The organism is Burkholderia sp. BCC0322, from assembly GCF_902833045.1.
GTDB lineage: Bacteria > Pseudomonadota > Gammaproteobacteria > Burkholderiales > Burkholderiaceae > Burkholderia.
Genome location: NZ_CADFDU010000017.1, coordinates 1 through 21,005, shown reverse-complemented (window position 1 = coordinate 21,005; position 21,005 = coordinate 1). Strand labels below are relative to the sequence as shown.

The window sequence follows — 21,005 nt, the reverse complement described above, 5'->3', positions numbered from 1 at the left end:
GCGCGGTCGCACGGCAGCCTGCACGCCGGCCGCCACGCGCATCGACTACCGGCCATGCGAACGCCCGTTGCGCGGCATCCCGCACCCGCCCGGCGCACCGTGCACCACGGCGATGCAGCCCGTCTCGCCGAAGCAACGCGACATCGCCGAATCGCACGCCCGGCGCGGCGCCGCGGCGCGATTGCGCTTATGATGGGCGCCTTGATTTTGTTCCGGAACTTCCTTCATGACATCCGCCGATTTCGCCAGCCGCCAACGCGCGATCATTGCCGAACTGAACGTCGCCCCGCAATTCGACGCCGAGGCCGAGATTGCCCGCCGCGTCGAGTTCCTCGCGCAGTACCTTCGTTCGACCGGCCTGCGGACCTACGTGCTCGGTATCAGCGGCGGCGTCGATTCGTCGACGGCCGGGCGGCTCGCGCAACTGGCGGTCGAGCGCCTGCGCGCCGACGACTACGACGCACGTTTCATCGCGATGCGCTTGCCGAACGGCGTGCAGAACGACGAAGACGATGCGCAGCGCGCGCTCGCGTTCGTCCGCGCGGACGAGGAGCTGACCGTCAACGTGAAGCCGGCCGCCGACGCGATGCTCGCCGCGCTGGCCGCGTCCGGCCATGCGTTCGAGACGCCGGCGCAGCAGGATTTCGTGCACGGCAACATCAAGGCGCGCGAGCGCATGATCGCGCAGTACGCGGTGGCCGGTGCACGGCGCGGCATCGTGATCGGCACCGATCACGCGGCCGAATCGTTGATGGGGTTCTTCACGAAATTCGGTGACGGCGGCGCGGACATCCTGCCGCTCGCGGGGCTGAACAAGCGTCGCGTACGCGCGGTGGCCCGTGCGCTTGGCGGCGACGAACTGATCGTGATGAAGGTGCCGACTGCCGATCTCGAGGAACTGCGCCCGCTGCGCCCCGACGAACACGCGTACGGCGTGAGCTACGACGAGATCGACGATTTCCTCGAAGGCAAGCCGGTGAGCGACCACGTGTACGAGACGGTGCTGCGCTTCTACGACGCTTCGCGCCACAAGCGCGCGCTGCCGTACACGATGTTCGACTGGCCGGCGGCATAAGCCGGCCGCCCAGAATGGACAATACCGCCGCGCGCACCGTAACGGCCGCGCGCGGCGTCGTACCGACGGGCACGGCTACGCGTGACCGCCCGTCTTCGTCGCCTGCAGTGCGCGAATCCGCATCCGCGCGCCCGTGTCGCTGACCGTCGCGTCGTACATCGCCGCGAGATCGCGCTTGAGCGCGGTACGCGAGCCGCCGTCGAGATACACCATGTGCCCCGACGGATAGAAACGCGCGGACAGGTTCTGCCGCACCTTCTGATCCTCGAGCGGCATCTGCTGCAGGTCGATCACGGTCTGGTAGAACGGCGTGACGAAATCGTAGAAGCCGTTCGCCGACAGCACCTTCAGGTCGACGTTCAGCGCCATCACCGCCGCGAGATCGCCGGCCGTATAGAGGATCACGTTCCCCTGCGCATCGATGCCCTGCTGCGCGCCGGTCGGGTCGATGTGGCTGAAATCCCAGTTCTGGAACGCCTGGTCGTTCAGGTCGGTGAACGCGGAATTCGACGTGAACTTCAGCTGCTCGTTCAGGTAGCTGTTCCACATCGCCGTATAGACGCCCGTCACGGCCGTCATCGTCGGATCGTTGCCGCCCGAGTTCGGGTCGATCTTGCCGGCGATACCCGACGAGATCCCGGTCACGCGGCCGTCGTACGAGCCGAGCGCGAGCCCCTGCGCATGCAGCAGCGTCGTCAGGAACAGCGAATTGCCGCGCGTGTCGTAGCCGGCGATGTTGAGACTCCACGACTGCAACGTCGCCGTATCGATGCCCGTGTATTGCGACAGCTTCTGCACGGCTGCCGGGTCCGCATGCGGGACCGCGCGCAACGCGTTCAGGTAGTCGGTGCGCGCGAACTGCGCGACTTCCTCGACGAACGCGCCGAGATCCGTCGGCGCCGGCGTGACGCCGAGTTTCTTGTGATACCACGCATCGGCCGCCGCGGTCGGCAGCGCACCGACCGGGTTGCCGGCCTGCCGGTAGTCGAGGATCGACGACTGCAGCGTGACGCCGTTCAGGTCGACGCCGTCCTCGTGCAGCTTGTACGCGAGCACGCAGCTGCGCGCGGTGCCGTACGATTCGCCGAACAGGTACTTCGGCGAATTCCAGCGGTTGTTCTTCGTCAAGTAGCGCTTGATGAACTGCTTCAGCGAATCCGCGTCCTGGTCGACGCCCCAGAAATTGCGATTCTTGTTCGGCGCGACCGCCGCCGAATAGCCGGTGCCGACCGGGTTGATGAACACCAGGTCGCTGTGGTCGATCATGCTGTCCGGGTTGTCTTCCATCTGGTACGGCGCAGGCGGCGTGAAGCCCGGCATCGACGTCTTGATGCGCTTCGGCGCGAACGAGCCGAGCAGCACGAACACCGACGACGAACCGGGCCCGCCGTTATAGAAGAAGGTCACGGGCCGCGTTTCCTCCTTCGCGCCGTCGGCCGTGAACGCGACGTAGAAGATCTTCGCGGCCGGCTGCGAACTGCTCGGGTCGACCGTCACGAGGTGGCCGGCCGTCGCCGTGTAGGCGATGCGCTTCCCGTCGATCAGGATCGTGTGATGCGTGATCGCGGCCGCCTCGGTCGTGTCGGTCACCGAATCGTCGGGGCCGTTGCCGTACGCGACCGGATCGAAGAACGGCTGGTCGCGCCCGTGGCTGAGCGCGACCGGATTGACGGTCGGCGGCACGCCATGCGAATTGTGGTCGCCGTGATGCAGCGGATACACGCCGCCGGAGGATGCGGAATCGATGCCCATCGTGCTGCTCCTGGAGGTGAGAAAAAGGCGCGGACAGGTAGCCCGCGCCATACGGAAAGACGTGAACCGCAGCCGTCAACTCGACGGCTTGCGCGTCAGGATCGCCGCGAGCCGCGCGCCGTTCGGGCTGCCGAGGCCCGTGCACGCATCCCAGCCCGGCGCAGCCGCATACGTGCCGTTCGAGCCCTGCGTGATGTCGCGCAGCGCGCCCGGATTCTTGTAGAGCACCGGGTTGACCCAGCCGGCGGTCGCACCGCTCGCCGCCGCGTTGATCCGCGCGATCAGCGCGGCCCACAGCGGCGCGACCGCGCTCGTGCCGCCCATCACCGTGGCCGTGCCCGCGATCGACACTTCGTAGCCCGTCTGCGGCGACGCGTCGCCGGCAACGTCCGGCACGCCGCGCTTCGCGAGCTGCGCGCGGCTGCCGTCGGCGCGCGTGACGGTGAGCCCCTGCTGCCACGCCGGCAGGTCGAACAGCGTGCTGACGCCGCCCCCGCCCGCGCCGCCGCCGGCGGCCTCGTCGTTCCACGCGACCTCGCTACGGATGCCCTGCCCGGGCAGCGCGTCGATCTGCGTACCGCCGCAGCCGAGCACGTACGGGCTCGATGCCGGGAAGTCGACATGATCGGCGCCGTCCTGCAGACCGTCGCCCGAGCCGCTGTCGCCGGACGCCGCGCACACCGTGATGCCCTGCGCAGCCGCCGCCTGCAACACGCGGTCGAACGCCTGAGCGGACTGCGCCTGCCAGATCGCCTCCGGGCCGCCCCAGCTGATCGAGATCACCGACGGCTTGTTGGTCGTATCGCTGACGGCCGCGTTGACGGCCTGGATGAAGCCCGCGTCGCTGTTCGGCGCGAAGTACACGGCGATCTTCGCGGCCGGCGCGATCGCGCCGGCAATCTCGATGTCGAGCGCGACTTCGCCGTCCGGGCCGCTCGGGTCGCCGGTCGGCGTGTTGCGGCCGGTGCCGACGTTCACGTCGACGAGCGTCGGCGGTGTCGTGATGCCGAGCCCGCGGAAATACTGCTGGATATCGGCCGCGCGGTAGCCGCCGCCGAGCTCGATGATCGCGATGCACTGCCCGGCGCCGTCGCCGGCCGGGAAGCCGTACAGCGATGCCAGTTGGATCGGGGTGAACGTCACGCCCGCCGCGCCGCCGCGCGCCGGCGTGAACGGCGGCCGCAGCCGGAAGTGCGGCCGCGCTTGCGGGCGGCTGTCGAGGCCGAGCACGGCCGTGACGGCGTCGCCGAGATCGTCGGGCAGCGCGATCGGGCCCGTGCGGCCGCGATACTGGCCGATCGACTGATGCTCGAAGCGCTCGAGCTTGACGCCGAACACGGCTTCGAACTGCTGGATCGTGCCGGACAGCACGACGACACTTTCGACGGGATCGACGCGGTCGACCGTCAACTGGTGGCGACGTGCGAAGTCCTCGGCCTTGCGAATGTCGTCGGGATTGGCGGAAAAGCGTTGCGCGAAGGTTTCGCGCGACACCGGTTTCGCTTGCGCGTCGCCGGTGGCGAGCTGGTGAAGCAGCGTATCGAGTTGCCCTTCTTCCTGCCGCCGCAACATGATCGTGACGTGGATGCGTTCTGCCGGATCGCACGGACCGAGGCACTTGGACTCGGCGACGATTCGGGGTTCACGGTCGGCGTGAAGATGCCTTGCCATGTTCAGACCCTCCTTGGTACCGCGTTGCACGGAACAGCCAGGAAATCGGACAGGGCCGGCGAGAGACGGTTCCGTTCGTTCGGTCGGGTTCGCTCAGCGCGAAGTAACAGGGAGTTTAGAACAGTCGGACAATTTGCGCGTGCGTCGTTCTGCGACGGGGCGCACGCGCGGGCGGCGGTGCGCGGCCTGCCATCGGGTGCGGCGCCGCGCCGCGCGACCTGCGCACGCGCGACGTCTCATCGGCGCTCAGTCCATCGACAGGCGCAGCGCAAAGCCGATCAGCGCCGCGGAAAACGTCCAGCGCTGCACCGTCTGCGCGAGCGGGTGCGCGCGCATCCACGCGGCGATCCGGGATGCGCCGAACACGCACGCGAGGTCGAAGCACACGCCGGCCGCCACCAGCAACGCGCCCAACTCGAACATCTGCAACACGACCGGGCCGGCCTCGGGGCGCACGAACTGCGGCAGCAGCACCGAGCAGAACAGCAGCGCCTTCGGGTTCAGCAGGTTGGTGAGCAAGCCCTTCACGAACGACTGGCGCAGCTCGCCCGCCGCCGCTGCCGCGTCGCCGTCGCCGAGCGCGAACACGGGCGAACGGAACACCTGGATCGCGACATACGCGAGATAGAGCGCGCCGCCGTAGCGGATCACTTCGTACAGCCACGGCGCGCTGCGGATCAGCGCCGCGACGCCGCAGGCGGACAGCGTCACGTGCGCGGTCCGCGCGAGCGACAGGCCGGCGGCGGCCGCCATCCCCGGCCGCACGCCGCGGCCGATGCTGGTCTGCAGCACCAGCGCCATGTCCGGCCCCGGCACCGCGTAGATGGCCGCCAGCGCGGCGAGATAAATCAACAGCAAATGCGTGGAAATCATGGTCTGCCCCTGTCCTCTTACGGCGATATGTTGCCGCCAGAGTACGAGGGATTATTGGCCATCTTTGGTTCAGGATTGGCGATCCGTAGGGGAATCCGCCACAATCACCGAATCTGCACCAGAAATCCGCCAACATGACCGAACTCGACAAAACCGACCGCGCCATCCTTGCCGCGGTGCAGCGCGACGGCCGCCTGCCGATCGCCCGCCTCGCCGACACCGTGGGCCTCTCCGAAACCCCTTGCGCACGGCGCCTGAAGCGTCTCGAAAACGACGGCTACATCGAGCGCTACCGCGCGCAGTTGTCGCGCCAGGCGCTCGGCTTCGGCGTCGTTGCATTCGTGCTCGTGCGGTTCGCGACGCACGACCGCAAGACCGCCGACCGCTTCGAGCGGGAGGTGCTCGGCATCGAGCGGATCCTGGCATGCCACAACGTGGCGGGCACCGCCGACTATCTGTTGCAGGTCGTGGCGCGCGACCTGGACGACTACGGCACGTTCCTGCGCGAATCGCTGCGGATGCTGCCGGGCGTGACGTCGATCGAATCGGCGCTGTCGCTGCGCGAGGTCAAGCATGACGCGGGGTTGCCGGTGCCGTGATGCCCGCGGGTGGGCGGTGCGCGCAAGCCGCACCCGCCGCCCGATCCATCACTTCGACGCCGATCGATGTGGGCCGCGTCGGGCCGCGCCGCCGCAACACTCGTTCACAGTGTTGAGGCCGGCGGCCTATGCGATGTCGGGCGGCTGGTGCGCGCGTTCGAGATCCTCGAGAAACGCATCCACGAGCGGATTGCCGCGCCCGTTGCGCGCGACGACCATGTGGAACGTCACGTCGTAGCGCAGTTGCTCCGGATTGAGCGGCGTGAGCAGCCCCTGCGCGACGTACGGCGCGGCAAAGTGCTGCGGCAGGTAGCCGAGGTGGTGGCCGGACAGGATCAGCAGCGCGACGGCCTCCATGTTGTCGGCCGTCGCGGTCACGCGGTCAGGCGTCGTCGACATCTGCGCTTCGGGCAGCGGATACGAGCGCCACGCCCATTCGAAGCCCGCGACGTCGGCCGGCGTCAGCGCGCCGGCGCCGTCGAACAGCGGATGGCCGCGGCCGCAGTACGCGACCTGGCGCTCGATGAACAGCGGCGTGTAGTGCAGCGACGGCACCCGGTGCCAGAAATAGCCGACCGCGATCTGGATCTCGTCGCTCAGCAGCTTCTCCTCGAGATCGCCCGGCGCGCGCACGGAGATCGAGAAACGCACGGCCTCGTCGCGGGTGCGGAACGCGGCGATCGCCTCGGCGATCCGCGCGTTCTGGCTCACCGGCGTATGGCCGATCAGGCCGATATTCAGCGTGCCGACCAGCTGACGATCCATGTGCCGCGCGGCCATCCCGAATTCATCGAGCGCCGCGAGCAGCTTGCGGCTCATCGCGTGGAAGCGCTCACCCTTCGGCGTGAGCCGGAAACCGCTGCGGCCGCGCTCGCAGAGCCGGTAGCCGAGGCGCGTCTCGAGCGACGAAAGCTGCGCGCTGATCGTCGACTGCCCGACGTTCAGCACGGCCTGCGCGGCCGATACGCCGCCTGCGTCCGTGACCGCGAGAAACACGCGGATCAACCGCAGATCGAGGGTCGACAGATTCCCCAGCACACTCATCCCCTTCCATACATCGATGAAAATCGATGTTTACGTCGATATCTTCGCATTCTTCTTTGCCGGCGGAGCGCGTAAAACTATGCGCCAAGCCGCGTCGGATGATACGGCAACCCCACATCGGAAGAGACAGCCCATGAACGACCACCCCCATTTCCAGCCGCTCGGCGGCAATGAAATGCCGCGCTGCGGCGGCATCGCGACGATGATGCGCCTGCCGCACGTGGCGAGCGCCGAAGGCCTCGACGCCTGTTTCGTCGGCGTGCCGTTCGATCTCGGCACCTCCAACCGCACCGGCGCACGCTTCGGCCCGCGCCAGATCCGCACCGAATCCGTGCTGCTGCGCCCGTACAACATGGCCACGCGCGCAGCCCCCTTCGATTCGCTGCAGATCGCCGACATCGGCGACGTCGCGATCAATCCGTACAACCTGCACGATTCGATCGCACGCATCGAAGCGGCGTACGACGCGATCCTCGAGCACGACTGCAAGCCGATCACGCTCGGCGGCGACCATACGATCGCGCTGCCGATCCTGCGCGCGATCCATCGCAAGCACGGCAAGGTTGCATTGATCCACGTCGATGCACACGCCGACGTGAACGACACGATGATGGGCGAAAAGATCGCTCACGGCACGCCGTTCCGCCGCGCGGTCGAGGAAGGCCTGCTGCACGGCGACAAGGTCACGCAGATCGGCCTGCGCGGCACCGGCTACGCGGCCGAGGATTTCGACTGGTGCCGCGAGCAGGGCTTCCGCGTCGTCCAGGCGGAGGAATGCTGGAACAAGTCGCTCGCGCCGCTGATGGAAGAAGTGCGCGAGCGCGTCGGCGACACGCCCGTCTACATCAGCTTCGACATCGACGGCATCGATCCGGCCTATGCGCCGGGCACCGGCACGCCGGAAATCGCGGGCCTCACGGTGCCGCAGGCGCTCGAGATCATCCGCGGCGCGAAGGGGCTGAACATCGTCGGCTGCGATCTCGTCGAAGTCGCACCGCCGTACGACCCGTTCGGCACCACGGCGCTGCTCGGCGCGAACCTCGCGTACGAGCTGCTGTGCGTGCTGCCGGGCGTCGCGTACCGCGACTGATCCGCGCGCCGTCACCTATTCCAAATCAAAGGATTCAGAGGAGCACAAATCAAGATGGGGACTTCCGTCAAGCAACCCAAGCGGGCGGCGCTCGCGTCGTTCGTCGGCACCACGATCGAGTGGTACGACTTCTATAGCTACGCGACCGCCGCCGCCATCGTGTTCGGGCCGCTGTTCTTTCCCGGCGAAAACCGCTTCATCAGCCTGCTCGCATCGTTCGGCTCGTTCGCGGTCGGCTTCTTCGCACGGCCGATCGGCGGCGTGATGTTCGGCTACCTCGGCGACCGCTTCGGCCGCAAGCGTTCGCTGCTCGCGACGCTGATGCTGATGGCCGTGTCGACGGTCGCGATCGGCCTGCTGCCGACCCATGCGCAAGCCGGTGTGATTGCACCGATCCTGCTCGTGCTGATGCGCGTGCTGCAAGGCATCGCGGTCGGCGGCGAATGGGGCGGCGCGGTGCTGCTCGCGGGCGAGCATGCGCCGGAAGGCAAGCGCACGTTCTTCGCGTCGTTCGCGCAGCTCGGCAGCGCGAGCGGCCTGATCCTGTCGATGCTCGCGTTCGGCGCGATCAGCACGCTGTCGAAGGAAGACATGATGAGCTGGGGCTGGCGCGTGCCGTTCCTCGCGAGTTCCGTACTGCTGATCGTCGGCTTCGTGATCCGCGCGAGCGTGTCCGAATCGCCCGAGTTCGAAGAGGTCAAGAAGAGCGGCAACATCGCGCAAAAACCGCTGCGAGAAGCGCTCAAGTACTGGCCGCTGCTGCTGCTCGCCATCGGTGCGAACGTGTACGGCATCGCCGGCGTGTACTTCAGCAACATCTTCATGATCAGCTATGCGACGCAGTTCCTGTCGCTCGACCGGTCGATGGTGCTGCATTGCATGACGATCGTCGCCGTACTGCAGTTCGTCGTGCAGCTCGCGGCCGCGTTCCTCGCGCAGCGCTTCGGCACCACGCGCGTGCTGCTGATCACCGGCGCATGGGCCGCGATCGTCCCGTTCGTCATGCTGCCGCTCGTGCACATGGGCACGCCGCTGTCGATCACGATCGGCGTCGGCCTCGCGACGCTCGCGGAATCGGGCTACTACTCGGTGGTCGCGGGCTTCGTCAGCGGCATCTTCGTCGCACGCATCCGCTACACGGCGATCTCGATCGCGTACCAGGTGTGCGGCGCGCTGGCCGGCGGCCTCACGCCGCTCGTCGCGACCATCATCGCGCAGAACACCGCGCCGCAATGGTGGCCGCTCGCGCTTCAGTACACGAGCGCCGCGATCCTGTCGTCGCTGTGCGTGTGGCTGATTTCGCGCCGCGTGAGCATCGACGATGCGGGCGCGCCGCGCAAGACGGCCGACACGTTGCCGCGCGCAGCACGCACCGCGTAACGCACATAAGCACCGGGCTGGCCGCTTCGCCCGCCCGCGTCTCATCTAAAAAGCGGCCTTCGTTGAAGGCCGCTTCTTCTTTGACCGATTGCGGCCACCACGCGTCCGTCTTTCCGGCTATACCGCGCTCGGCCTTCCCCTCCGCCCTCCGGCGCGTTCGCGCCTATACATCACGCCGATCCGGATCGGCTCACGACCGTTCGACTTACACTGCAGGTTGGTATCGCGCGGCGAATACATACATCCGCAGGAATCCTGCCGATATAACGTCTCGCGTTTTCCGATCTCGATCATGCGCGCCGAACCACCGCCCTTGCGCCAGTCGAATTCCCCGCCCTCGCTGTGGCAACCGGGCTGCAGAAAAGGTTTGCGTTCGTCGAGGGTCGTCATGCTCGCTTCGTACCGAAGACGGTATTCAGAATGACGGCGCGCATCGCGCCGTCCGCCTGCTCGGCGCGCGCTTGCGCCGCACCGAGATCCGGTGAATCGCGATCGGTATCGATCAGGGTCGCCTGCGCATCGTCGCTCGCGATCCATGCGCAGGCCACGTCACGCAGCGTCGCCCGGTCGGTACGCAACAGCCGGCTCACGACCACCCGGCCGATTTCCTCGTAAATCGCCCAGCAATCGTCGCTGCCGTCCTCGAGTGCCTTCAGCAATCGGTCGATCGTGACGTTCGAGGCCTGACTCATGATGCGCTTCTCCCAACCGAATGAACGAGCCGGCCGGCGTCCGATCCGACGCCGGGCCGCCCGCGATCGCCGCGCCGGATCACGATGCCGCGGCGACCAGGGTGGAAACGACGCGTCCCGGCGCCTGCCCGGGACGGTCTCGACCGGTGCGACACCCGCTGCCGGATCATCGATCCGGGCAGCGCGTGCTATTGCACCTGGTTGCGCAGCGTCTTCGCGGCGGCGACCATGTTCGTCAGCGCCGGAATCACTTCCGCCCACTGGCGCGTCTTCAGGCCGCAGTCCGGGTTCACCCATAGCCGTTCCGCGGGAATCCGCTCGGCCGCCTTCTTCATCAGGCCGACGATGTGCGCCTGCGTCGGGATGTTCGGCGAGTGAATGTCGTACACGCCCGGCCCGATTTCGTTCGGATACTTGAAGGTGTCGAATGCGTCGAGCAGTTCCATGTCCGAGCGCGACGTCTCGATCGTGATCACGTCCGCATCCATGTCGGCGATCGACGCGATGATGTCATTGAACTCCGAATAGCACATGTGCGTGTGAATCTGCGTTTCGTCCTGCACGCCGTTCGCGGCGACGCGAAACGCCTCGATCGCCCACCTCAGGTACTCGCCCCACTGCGCGCGGCGCAGCGGCAGCCCTTCGCGCAGCGCGGCCTCGTCGATCTGGATCACGCGCACACCGGCCTTCTCGAGATCGAGCACTTCCTCGCGGATCGCCAGCGCGAGCTGGTAGCACGACACCGAGCGCGGCTGGTCGTCGCGCACGAACGACCAGTTCAGGATCGTCACGGGGCCGGTCAGCATGCCCTTCATCGGCTTGTTCGTCAGCGACTGCGCATACGTGATCCATTCGACCGTCATCGCCTTCGGACGGCTGATGTCCCCGAACAGGATCGGCGGCTTCACGCAACGCGAACCATACGACTGCACCCAGCCGAACTGGCTGAACGCGTAGCCGTCGAGCTGCTCGCCGAAATATTCGACCATGTCGTTACGCTCGGCCTCGCCGTGCACGAGCACGTCGAGTTCGAGCGATTCCTGCTCGCGGACGCTGCGTTCGATCTCGGCCTGCATCGCCTTGCGGTAGCCGGCTTCATCGAGCGCGCCGGCCTTCAACCGGCTGCGGGCCTGACGGATTTCGCCGGTCTGCGGGAACGAGCCGATCGTCGTCGTCGGGAACGCCGGCAGGTTCAGGCGTGCCGACTGCTTCGGCGCGCGCTGCGGATAGGGGCTCACGCGGTTGCCGAGCTGCGCGTCCATCCGGGCGATCGCGGCCTTCACCGCCGGGTTGTTCACGCGCGGCGAGTGGCGACGCGCATGGATCGCGGCGGCGTTCGCGGCCAGCGCGTCGGCCACCTTGTCGCGGCCTTCGTTCAGCGCGGTCGCGAGCACCTTCAGCTCGTCGAGCTTCTGCAGCGCGAACGCGAGCCACGAGCGGATTTCCGCGTCGAGCTTCTCCTCGCTCGCGAGATCGACCGGCACGTGCAGCAGCGAGCATGACGGAGCAAGCCACAGGCGATCGCCCAGTTGCTTCGCGCGCGGCTCGAGCCAGTCGAGCGTCGCGTTCAGGTCCGTCTTCCAGATGTTGCGGCCGTTGATCGCGCCCACCGACAGCACCCGCTCGGGCGGCAGTTCACGTATCAGCGCGTCGACTTCGTCGCGTGCGTTGATCGCATCGACATGCAGGCCGTCGACCGGCAGCGAGCTCGCGAGCGCCAGATTGCTCTGCAACCGGCCGAAGTACGTCGCGAGCAGCACCTTGATCCGGCGCGTTTCGAGCGCGGTGTACGCGGTCTTGAATGCTTGTCGCCATTCGGCGTCGAGTTCGGTGACGAGGATCGGTTCGTCGACCTGTATCCATTCGACGCCCTGCGCGGTCAGCGTATCGAACAGCGCGCCGTACACCGGAAGCAGCTTCGGCAGCAGCGCGAGGCGGTCGGAAGCGTCCTTCGCCTTGCCGAGCCACAGGTAGGTGACGGGGCCGAGGATCACCGGCTTCGCGTCCACGCCCTGCGCCTGCGCTTCCGCCAGTTGCTGCAGCAGGCGCGACGGGTCGAGCGAGAAGTTCGTGTCCGCGTGGAACTCCGGCACGATGTAGTGGTAGTTCGTATCGAACCACTTCGTCATTTCACCGGCCGCGACACCACCGCAGCACGCGGCATGCTCTTCCGCCGACTGCGCCGAACGGCCGCGCGCGACGCGAAAATAGTTGTCGAGCACGTCACCGTGGAAGCCCTGCACGCGCTTCGGCAAGTTGCCGAGCGTGAAGCTCATGTCGAGCACCTGATCGTAGAACGCGAAGTCGCCGATCGGGGCCAGGCCCAGGTCGCGCTGGTCGTTCCAGTGACGCCGGCGCAGCTCCGCGCCGAGTGCCTTCAGCTCGTCGCGCGACGATTCGCCCTTCCAGTAGCGTTCAAGACCGAACTTGAGTTCGCGCTTCGCGCCGATGCGCGGAAAACCGAGGTTGTGAGTCGTGACCATGAGCTTCCGTCCAGAAGAGAAATTGAATGTCCGGCAGCCATGATAGGGATTTCAAATCATGAAATAAAATGGCATTATTTCATTCATCCATTAAAATCACTCATGTGTCTGTTGCGCGAGCGAAATCCATGCTGGAACGATTCCATCTTGTCGTCATTCGTGAGGTCGAGCGCCAGGGCTCGCTGACTGCGGCAGCCAATACGCTGCACCTCACGCAATCGGCGCTCAGCCATACCGTCCGGAAAATCGAGCAGCAGCTCGGTACGCCAATCTGGAATCGGGAAGGTCGCGGCCTGCGGCTCACGCAGGGCGGGCAGTATCTGCTGAAGCTGGCGAACCGGCTGCTGCCGCAGCTCGAGCTCGCCGAGGAGCGGATGAAGCAGTACGCAAAGGGTGAGCGCGGCACGCTGCGCATCGGGATGGAGTGCCACCCGTGCTACCAGTGGCTCCTGAAGGTCGTGTCGCCGTACCTGTCGCGCTGGCCCGACGTCGACGTCGACGTGAAGCAGCGCTTCCAGTTCGGCGGCATCGGTGCGCTGTTCGGCTATGACATCGACGTGCTCGTGACGCCCGATCCGCTGAACAAGCCGGGCCTGCGCTTCGACCCGGTGTTCGACTACGAGCAAGTGCTGGTGGTCGCCGATTCACACCGTTTTGCGAACGCCGAATACGTGACGCCGGAACAGCTCAACGACGAGGTCCTGATCACCTATCCTGTCGAAACCGACCGGCTCGACATCTACACTCAGTTCCTGACGCCGGCGGGCATCGCGCCGAGACGGCACAAGTCGATCGAGACGACCGACATCATGCTGCAGATGGTGGCGAGCGAACGCGGCGTGGCCGCGCTGCCGAGATGGCTTGCCGACGAATACGCAGACCGGATGCCGGTCGTGCCGGTCAAGCTCGGCAAGAAGGGGATCGCGAAGCAGATCTTCCTCGGCATTCGTGAAGCGGATGCGTCGATCGACTATCTGGCCGCGTTCGTCGCGCTGGCACGCGAATCGACGCGGCGCGCGCCGCGCATGCTGCGCTAGGCGCACCCCGTTGCCACGCGCGTCAGGCGGCGCGCATGCCGATGCGTTCGCCGCGCTCGACCCATGCGCCGAACAGCAGGCCGATCGTCGTCCACATGATCGCCTGCATGCCGATCGCCGCGGCGCGGAACTTCCACAGCACGACGGCCGGGAAAGCGGCCGGCACCTCGTTGATCGACGGCAGCCCGAGTTGCACGGCCGCTATGATCACGATGAACACGAGCCCCGCGACGATCGACGCGTTCCATGGCCCGAGCTTCGCCAGCAGGTGGCGGCGCACGTTGACCGAGAACACCATCGTCGCGATCGAGATCGCGATCATCAGGAAAAACAAGCCCGTGCGATAGCCGATCGTGTCGGGGTCGCCGACCGACGGCGGATTGGCCGGGTACTTGATGTTCGGCACGATCACGAGCGCGATGAACGCCGCCAGCGCGAGCCACGCGGCCAGCGGCCGCGCCGGGAGGCGGCTGCCTCGGCCATAGGCATACGCAAAGACCAGCGAGAACAGTCCGCCGAATGCCGCGCCGTACGTGACGACGCCCGTCAGAAGGCCGATGCCGGCCTGCGTGTGGCGGCTTACCAGCTCGGGTTCCGGCGCGTCGCCCTGGGCGGCGTCGAGTTTTTCTTCAAAGGCGATTGCCTGATCGACTTGCGGTTCGCCGACGATTTTGGCGAAACCGAACGTCAGGAGGCCTGCGGCGATGCCTGCGAGCATCCCGCGCATGAGCAGCTTTCCGACCATCGTGTACTCCGCGTCAGTGGCAGGGGAAGCCGAGCAGATGGCGGCCGTCGTGGACGAACTCGTGGACGTACATGCCCGGCACGAGCGACGTTGCGCCCTGTTCCGCGCCGACGAAATAAATCGCAAGCAACAGGATCAGGCCGACGAACACGGCCCACGGCAACAGTTCACGGACGGGGATGGGCGCCGGCACGACCGCCGGCTTCAGCACTGCTTCGCTCATGGATGCACCTCAGGGGAATCGCGCCCCGACAAATGTTGGATGGGTACGAAGGCAGGTCTGGCTTCCGGGATCATGGATCACCGGTTACAGTGGCGCGACCGCGCCGGAATTGAACCGGCTTCCGCGTTTCGTACCGGGCGAATTGTACGCGCGAACGTTCGCGTATTGAAGCGGCGCCAGGTGAACGAACACCCCCGTCCCGGATCATCCGAAAAACGACATGAACCAGCATGCCTCGCTGCGCCTGATCGCACACGCATCGACCCGGGCGATGCGGATCGGCACGTTTCCCGACGACGATCCGCTCGACGCGCACGGGCTCGCCGAAGCCGCGGCGCTACGCGACCGGTGGGCCGACATCACCGGCACGCTCGTGCTGTGCAGCCCGGCCCGCTGTGCGGTGCAGACCGCCGATGCGCTCGGCCTGCATGCCGACATCGATGACGCACTGCGTGACATCGACTACCGAAACTGGCGCGGCAAGCGGCTGCACGACCTCGCGCGCGACTTTCCTGACGAATTGGGCGCGTGGATCGGCGATCCGTCCGCGTCGCCGCACGGCGGCGAATCGTTCGACGCAGCGATACGCCGCGTCGGCACATGGTTGAACGCACTGCAACACCGCCGCGACATCGTCGCCATCACGCACGCGCCGATCGTTCGCGCGGCCATCGCGCATGCGCAGCGGATGGATCCCGACGCGGCAACCCGCATCGACGTCGCACCGCTGTCGTGCACGACATTCGCTGCGTCGCCGCACGGATGGATGTTGAACGCTGACGCAGATCGGCGCGACACTGCCGCATAGTCTCCTGCCGTGTTGTGTTCGCGATATCAACGTCGACGTCGACACAAGCCGACGTGTCGCGTCGTGTCGCAATCGCAACTGCAATTGCGTGCCGGCGTTCACCTTACGCCGCTGTAAGACGCACCGTTCGCACTCCCTGCTGTCATCAAACTGACTGCTAGCCGAAGCTAGGATCGGACGCGGCTCCCTTACGAGACACCGTCATGAATCAACCTGCTTCGTCTGCCCCGAACAATTCGGGTTCCGTCGAACGCACCAGGCAGCTCGGCTTGGCCGTCTTCCTGCTGGTGCTCGCGATCGGTGCGATCTATATCGCCACGCACCTGATCGACGATCTGTCGCCGATGCGCGAAGGATCGCTGTTCCCGTACCTGATGCTCGGCGCTGCACTGCTGATCGCGCTCGGCTTCGAATTCGTCAACGGTTTCCACGACACCGCGAACGCGGTGGCCACCGTGATCTATACGCACTCGCTGACCCCGAATGTCGCGGTGATCTGGTCCGGCCTGTGGAACTTCCTCGGCGTGATGATCTCGAGCGGCGCCGTCGCGTTCGGCATCCTGCAACTGCTGCCGGTCGAGCTGATCCTGCAGGTCGGCAGCGGCGCGGGCTTCGCGATGGTGTTCGCGTTGCTGATCGCCGCGATCGTGTGGAACCTCGCGACGTGGTATTTCGGATTGCCGTCGTCGAGCTCGCATACGCTGATCGGGTCGATCATCGGCGTCGGGCTGATGAATCAGCTGATGCACGGGCCGTCCGGCACGAGCGGCGTCGACTGGGGCCAGGCGCTCGGCGTCGGCAAGTCGCTGCTGTTCTCGCCGATCGTCGGCTTCCTGTGTGCGGCGCTACTGCTGCTCGTGCTGAAAAACCTCGTGCGGATTCCCGAACTGTACAAGGAGCCGCCGAAAGACCAGCCGCCGCCGTTCTGGATTCGTTGCCTGCTGATCCTGACCTGCACCGGCGTATCGTTCGCACACGGCTCGAACGACGGGCAGAAAGGGATGGGACTCATCATGCTGATCCTGATCGGTACGGTGCCGACCGCCTACGCGCTGAACAAGGCCGTCACGCCGGCCGAGACACAGACCTTCGTTGCGGTCGCGAACCAGGCAGCCGCGACGTTCGGGAAGTACACGAACGGCGTCGCACCGTCCGCGAACCCGCGCGCCGACGTCGAACTTTATGTCCAGCATCGCGCACTGACGCCGGCCGTGCTCCCCGCCGTTCAGCAGTTGTCCACGTCGCTCGCGACCGCGGTCGGCGCATCGGGCTCGATGGCGGCCGTGCCGCAGCGTGACGTCGACAACGTGCGCAACACGATGTATCTGGTGTCCGAAGCAATTCGCCTGATCGAGAAATCCGGTCAGCCCGCGTTCGCTGCCGACGACAAGCTCGCGATCGACAACTATCGCAAACAGCTCGACCACGCGACCAAGTTCATTCCGACGTGGGTGAAGGTTGCGGTCGCGATCGCACTCGGCCTCGGCACGATGGTCGGCTGGAAGCGAATCGTCGTGACCGTCGGCGAGAAAATCGGCAAGCAGCACCTGACGTACGGACAGGGCGCATCGGCCGAACTCGTCGCAATGCTCACGATCGGCGCGGCCGACGTGTACGGATTGCCCGTGTCGACGACGCACGTGCTGTCGTCGGGCGTCGCAGGCACGATGGCGGCGAACGGATCGGGCCTGCAATGGGGCACAGTGCGCAGCCTCGTGCTGGCGTGGGTGCTGACGCTGCCCGCGTCGATCGTACTTGCCGGCGGGCTCTATTGGCTGTTCCGGTCGGTAGCGTAAACGGTGATTCGGCGGGTGGCCGGCAGGAGCCGGCTGCCTGCTGCAGAAGATTCGACCCTCGCTTCTCCGCTTCTCCGCTTCTCCGCTTCTCCGCTTCTCCGCTTCTCCGCTTCTCCGCTTCTCCGCTTCTCCGCTTCTCCGCTTCTCCAATTCGACTCGTCGAGGCACCCGGTGCGTCCATGCCGTCGCGAGCGCTCGCCCTCTTACTTTCCCGAATTGAAGCGCAAGATCCGGAGCGCGCCGGAGCATGGACATCCGTAGACTGGGCTCATCAACATTTACCGTGGGCTCAACCGTGCGAACGACGTTGCCGAAGCATTTCGCGCGACTGCATGGCGCCACATTACTGACGAACCGAGCGACGCCCGTGAACATTGCCGACCTGCAACCTGCCGTCGAATCGCTGGAAATCGCGCAACGCGTCGACGCGATCGACTGGACGACTGTCGATGCCGATCTCGATCGCTACGGATGCGCGCGCGTGCCGGGCCTCATCTCGGCAAGCGAATGCACGGCGATCGCATCGCTCTATCCGCGCGATGCGCTCTATCGCTCGCGCGTCGTGATGGCACGGCACGGGTTCGGGCGCGGCGAATACAAGTATTTCGCATACCCGCTCCCGGCGATCCTCGCCGAGCTGCGTGCGACGACCTACCCGCATCTCGCGCCAATCGCGAATCGCTGGAACAAGGCGCTCGGGATCGACATCCGCTATCCGGCAGACCACGCGACCTTCCTCGACCGCTGCCACGCAGCGGGACAGACGCGACCGACGCCGCTTATCCTGCAATACGGCGCCGACGACTACAACTGCCTCCATCAGGACCTGTATGGCGAGCACGTCTTTCCGCTCCAGGTCGCGATCCTGTTGTCGGCGCCGGGCCGCGATTTCACGGGCGGGGAATTCGTGCTGACGGAACAGCGACCACGCATGCAGTCGCGCGCGGAAGTGGTGCCGCTGACGCAAGGCGACGCGGTCATCTTCACCGTGCACGGCAGGCCCGTGCAGGGAACGCGCGGCGTCTATCGCGTCAACCTGCGCCACGGCGTCAGCCGGATTCGGAGCGGCCATCGCCACACGGTCGGCATCATCTTCCATGACGCACAGTGAGTGACGGTGATAGGGACGCGCACGACGCTGTCATGCCATCCATCACACCGGCGAATTCGCGCGGGAAATACTGCTCATCCGACGTACCAATCGCGCGTGATCGATCGGGATCGCTTCGCGGATGGGTATCACGACGCGATCAGTTCGATCATCTGTTGCGACAGATGACCGTTTTTGCTTCCCTTCGGAGCATCACCGCACGACGGATCGACGTTTCAGGCGAGTGTCGTCGTGCAAAAACACTCACCTGTCGCAACACAAGGTCGGCGGGAAACCCGGGCCTATCCGCGCGCGACATTTGCCCGCAGCCGGTCGCCCGCATCGTGGGCAAGACGTGCGTAGCCCGGCAACGTCAGCAGCGCGAGCACGCCCGCCGCGACGAATGCCCAGCGAAAGTCGTCAAGCACGTAGTGCATGCCGGCCGCATCGCCACGCACCAACGCCGCGAGCCGCAGCGACAACGCACCGAACGCGATGCCCATCCCGATCGTCATCTGCTGAGCAGCGCTCCATAGCGTGCTGGCCGCGCTCGTCTGCTGAGCCGGGATATCCGCATAGGCCAGCGTCGCGAGCGTCGTGAACTGCATCGACCGCGCCAGTCCGTAGACGAATACGACGAACAGCGTGATCGCCAGTGGTGTCGATGCGGTCAGCCAGCCGCATGCGATCGTGAAGAGGCCGACTATCGACACGTCGACGAGTGCGACGCGCCGGAAGCCGAAGCGGTCGAGAATCCACGAGGTTCCCGCCTTCATCCCGAGATTGCCGAGCGCACTCGCGAGCAGCAGCAGCCCGGACTGGAACGGCGACAGCCCGAAACCGATCTGGAACAGCAGCGGCAGAAGGTACGGCACGGCATTGATGGCCATCCGCGTGATCGACCCGGTGATCACCGTCACCGAGAACGTCGGCACTTTCAATGTCGTGAAGTCGAGCAACGGATGTGCGCAACGTCGCGCATGCCACCACGCGGCAATACCGAACAGCACGCTCGCGCCCACCAGGACGGCCGCGCGCGTGAAGTGGACGTCCTGCTGGCCGGCTGCTTCGGTGCCGATCAGCAAGCAGGTCAGCGCGCCCCCGGCGAGCACGAAGCCGCCCCAGTCGAGCGGCCGTTGCTCGTCGGCCCGCGTGTTCCGGACGATCAGCCAGGTGCAGACCAGTGCTGCAATGCCGAACGGGACGTTCAGCAGGAAGATCCATCGCCATGACGCATAGGTCGTGATGAAGCCGCCGATCGGCGGCCCGACGACGGGCGCGACGATGCCCGGCCACGTGATCGTCGCGATCGCACGCATCAGCTTCGCTTTCTCGGTACTGCGAACGACGATCATGCGCCCGACCGGCACCATCATCGCTCCCCCCACGCCTTGCAGCAGGCGCGCAGCCGTGAACGTCACGACGCCCTCGGACAACCCGCACAGCACCGATGCGCCGGTAAAGACGACGATTGCACTGGCGAACACCGTGCGCGAGCCATAGCGGTCCGCGATCCAGCCGCTGATCGGGATAAACACCGCCAGCGCCAGCATGTAGGCCGTCATCCCGAGGCTCAGCGCGTTCGGCCCGACGCCGAACGAGCGCGCCATTTGCGGCAGCGCGGTCGCGATCACGGTCGTGTCGAGGTACTCCATGAAGAACGTTGCGGCGACAAGATACGGCAAGAAGTCGGTCGTCCGACCACCTTGGGCAGGGCTGTCAGTCATGAACGGTGCGAGAGACGAAATATGGGGACACCGACCACCCGCGGTTGCCTGGAAGCGCTGGGAATCGGGACGAATGGCGATATTACCCCGAAGGGCTTGCACCCCGCTCCGTCAGGCATGTCTCGCGAATGGACTTTATGCGCATAGATTTCTATGATGATTCGGGGCTGAGTTCGCTGTGTGCGCCGATGACCACATCGGCGCACCGTGTCGAACGATCAGTGGATAGCCCAGGACGGCTTTCGCCAATATGCATCAATTAACGGCCATTTTCTTAAAACATCGCTCATCGTCGGCTGTTGCAGCGCTGTCCGTGGATGGATCGACGTTAGACGAGCACTCGTTGGCGTGCCGATTGATATGAGGAAAAGGAGCGCGTGCCGGGAGATATTGGTGGCACAGAACTGTAGATCGCTCGAGAACAACGGAGGCCCGAGTCGACGCATTCGACGGCTTCGGCGCCAGCCAGATTGATGTGGAACGCAGCGGTACGTAACTGAAGTTTTCGGTGCCGGCGGCGGGGTGGGTTGCTCGAGAACGGCAGGCGCCTGAATCTGCGCATTCGTCCGCCCCAGCTCCAGCCTGGCCGTCCATCCCGATCCCCCGTGCATTTCCTTCGCGCCAATGCAAGAACCCCCGCCTTTCGGGCGGGGGTTCTTGGCTTAGGGAGCCTGACGATTACCTACTTTCACACGGGAATCCGCACTATCATCGGCGTAGAGTCGTTTCACGGTCCTGTTCGGGATGGGAAGGGGTGGGACCGACTCGCTATGGTCATCAGGCAAAGAGGGTTGTTCTGCTGGCGTGGCCAACAGAACCAATCTGGGAAGAAGCAGTAATTTTTGAGTTGTGTGTATCACACACGAGAATCCAACTTGTCCGACGCGCTGTTATCAGCGCGAGGCAGACTTGTTATAGGA

At 65.8% G+C, this 21,005-nt stretch carries 17 protein-coding genes, 1 rRNA gene, 1 pseudogene and 1 riboswitch; of the genes and pseudogenes, 8 read left to right on the top strand and 11 right to left on the bottom strand.

Annotated elements, in window-relative coordinates:
* Positions 1–226 precede the first annotated feature (226 nt).
* Complete coding sequence (gene nadE / locus HWX39_RS31680; protein ID WP_175971552.1) at positions 227–1,075, top strand: ammonia-dependent NAD(+) synthetase; 849 nt, start codon at positions 227–229, stop codon at positions 1,073–1,075.
* 75 nt (positions 1,076–1,150) lie between these two features.
* Here the strand turns inward: nadE and HWX39_RS31675 are convergent, their stop codons facing one another.
* From HWX39_RS31675 to HWX39_RS31665, 3 genes are all read right to left on the bottom strand, one after another.
* Positions 1,151–2,827 (bottom strand): peptidase S1, encoded by a 1,677-nt coding sequence (locus tag HWX39_RS31675; RefSeq protein ID WP_175971551.1) that lies wholly within the window; start codon positions 2,825–2,827, stop codon positions 1,151–1,153.
* Positions 2,828–2,902: 75 nt separating this feature from the next.
* Entirely contained in the window at positions 2,903–4,498 is a 1,596-nt protein-coding gene (locus HWX39_RS31670) for a S53 family peptidase (RefSeq protein WP_175971550.1), read from the bottom strand.
* Positions 4,499–4,744: 246 nt separating this feature from the next.
* Positions 4,745–5,371 carry a LysE family translocator gene (locus tag HWX39_RS31665; protein WP_175971549.1) on the bottom strand — a complete coding sequence of 209 codons (627 nt, stop codon included), beginning with the start codon at positions 5,369–5,371 and terminating at the stop codon, positions 4,745–4,747.
* A 134-nt stretch (positions 5,372–5,505) separates the two neighbouring features.
* Between HWX39_RS31665 and HWX39_RS31660 the strand changes: the two genes are divergently transcribed.
* Positions 5,506–5,970 carry an Lrp/AsnC family transcriptional regulator gene (locus tag HWX39_RS31660; protein WP_011353982.1) on the top strand — a complete coding sequence of 155 codons (465 nt, stop codon included), beginning with the start codon at positions 5,506–5,508 and terminating at the stop codon, positions 5,968–5,970.
* 126 nt (positions 5,971–6,096) lie between these two features.
* On the opposite strand, the gene HWX39_RS31655 is transcribed toward HWX39_RS31660, so the two are convergent.
* On the bottom strand, positions 6,097–7,008 hold the full coding sequence (locus tag HWX39_RS31655; RefSeq protein WP_175971618.1) for a LysR family transcriptional regulator: 912 nt from the start codon (positions 7,006–7,008) through the stop codon (positions 6,097–6,099).
* 139 nt (positions 7,009–7,147) lie between these two features.
* On the opposite strand from HWX39_RS31655, the gene speB reads away from it, so the two are divergent.
* Together speB and HWX39_RS31645 are read left to right on the top strand one after the other, a co-directional pair.
* Entirely contained in the window at positions 7,148–8,104 is a 957-nt protein-coding gene (gene speB, locus HWX39_RS31650; RefSeq protein ID WP_175954891.1) for an agmatinase, read from the top strand.
* 54 nt (positions 8,105–8,158) lie between these two features.
* The gene (locus tag HWX39_RS31645; RefSeq protein ID WP_175971548.1) at positions 8,159–9,484 is read left to right on the top strand and encodes an MFS transporter; all 1,326 of its coding nucleotides are present in this window, start codon (positions 8,159–8,161) and stop codon (positions 9,482–9,484) included.
* A 117-nt stretch (positions 9,485–9,601) separates the two neighbouring features.
* On the opposite strand, the pseudogene HWX39_RS36480 reads toward HWX39_RS31645, so the two are convergent.
* The 3 genes and pseudogenes from HWX39_RS36480 to metE form a co-directional block, all read right to left on the bottom strand.
* Positions 9,602–9,811: pseudogene (locus tag HWX39_RS36480) on the bottom strand (epoxyqueuosine reductase QueH); the annotation flags it as partial.
* A 59-nt stretch (positions 9,812–9,870) separates the two neighbouring features.
* Complete coding sequence (locus HWX39_RS36475; protein WP_244135129.1) at positions 9,871–10,176, bottom strand: hypothetical protein; 306 nt, start codon at positions 10,174–10,176, stop codon at positions 9,871–9,873.
* Positions 10,177–10,364: 188 nt separating this feature from the next.
* Positions 10,365–12,659, bottom strand: a complete 2,295-nt coding sequence (gene metE, locus HWX39_RS31635) for a 5-methyltetrahydropteroyltriglutamate--homocysteine S-methyltransferase (protein WP_175971546.1) — start codon at positions 12,657–12,659, stop codon at positions 10,365–10,367.
* A gap of 128 nt (positions 12,660–12,787) precedes the next feature.
* Here metE and HWX39_RS31630 point away from each other — a divergent pair, with 128 nt between their 5' ends.
* Complete coding sequence (locus tag HWX39_RS31630) at positions 12,788–13,696, top strand: LysR substrate-binding domain-containing protein (RefSeq protein WP_175971545.1); 909 nt, start codon at positions 12,788–12,790, stop codon at positions 13,694–13,696.
* 22 nt (positions 13,697–13,718) lie between these two features.
* Here HWX39_RS31630 and HWX39_RS31625 read toward each other — a convergent pair whose 3' ends face one another.
* Both HWX39_RS31625 and HWX39_RS31620 read right to left on the bottom strand, forming a co-directional pair.
* A complete protein-coding gene (locus HWX39_RS31625) occupies positions 13,719–14,441 on the bottom strand; it encodes a CbtA family protein (protein WP_175971544.1) in 723 nt (240 codons plus the stop codon).
* Between the two features lie 13 nt (positions 14,442–14,454).
* On the bottom strand, positions 14,455–14,664 hold the full coding sequence (locus HWX39_RS31620; RefSeq protein ID WP_011353973.1) for a CbtB-domain containing protein: 210 nt from the start codon (positions 14,662–14,664) through the stop codon (positions 14,455–14,457).
* Between the two features lie 32 nt (positions 14,665–14,696).
* Positions 14,697–14,839, bottom strand: a riboswitch (cobalamin riboswitch).
* Between the two features lie 45 nt (positions 14,840–14,884).
* On the opposite strand from HWX39_RS31620, the gene HWX39_RS31615 reads away from it, so the two are divergent.
* The 3 genes from HWX39_RS31615 (at position 14,885) to HWX39_RS31605 (ending at position 18,379) form a co-directional block, all read left to right on the top strand.
* Positions 14,885–15,472, top strand: coding sequence for a histidine phosphatase family protein (locus HWX39_RS31615; protein ID WP_175971543.1), 588 nt, complete (start codon positions 14,885–14,887; stop codon positions 15,470–15,472).
* 203 nt (positions 15,473–15,675) lie between these two features.
* A complete protein-coding gene (locus HWX39_RS31610; RefSeq protein ID WP_175971542.1) occupies positions 15,676–17,268 on the top strand; it encodes an inorganic phosphate transporter in 1,593 nt (530 codons plus the stop codon).
* Positions 17,269–17,635: 367 nt separating this feature from the next.
* Positions 17,636–18,379 (top strand): 2OG-Fe(II) oxygenase, encoded by a 744-nt coding sequence (locus HWX39_RS31605; protein ID WP_175971541.1) that lies wholly within the window; start codon positions 17,636–17,638, stop codon positions 18,377–18,379.
* Positions 18,380–18,660: 281 nt separating this feature from the next.
* Here HWX39_RS31605 and HWX39_RS31600 read toward each other — a convergent pair whose 3' ends face one another.
* Together HWX39_RS31600 and rrf are read right to left on the bottom strand one after the other, a co-directional pair.
* The gene (locus HWX39_RS31600) at positions 18,661–20,085 is read right to left on the bottom strand and encodes a DHA2 family efflux MFS transporter permease subunit (RefSeq protein ID WP_175971540.1); all 1,425 of its coding nucleotides are present in this window, start codon (positions 20,083–20,085) and stop codon (positions 18,661–18,663) included.
* Positions 20,086–20,754: 669 nt separating this feature from the next.
* Positions 20,755–20,867 (bottom strand): 5S ribosomal RNA (rrf, locus tag HWX39_RS31595).
* Positions 20,868–21,005 lie beyond the last annotated feature (138 nt).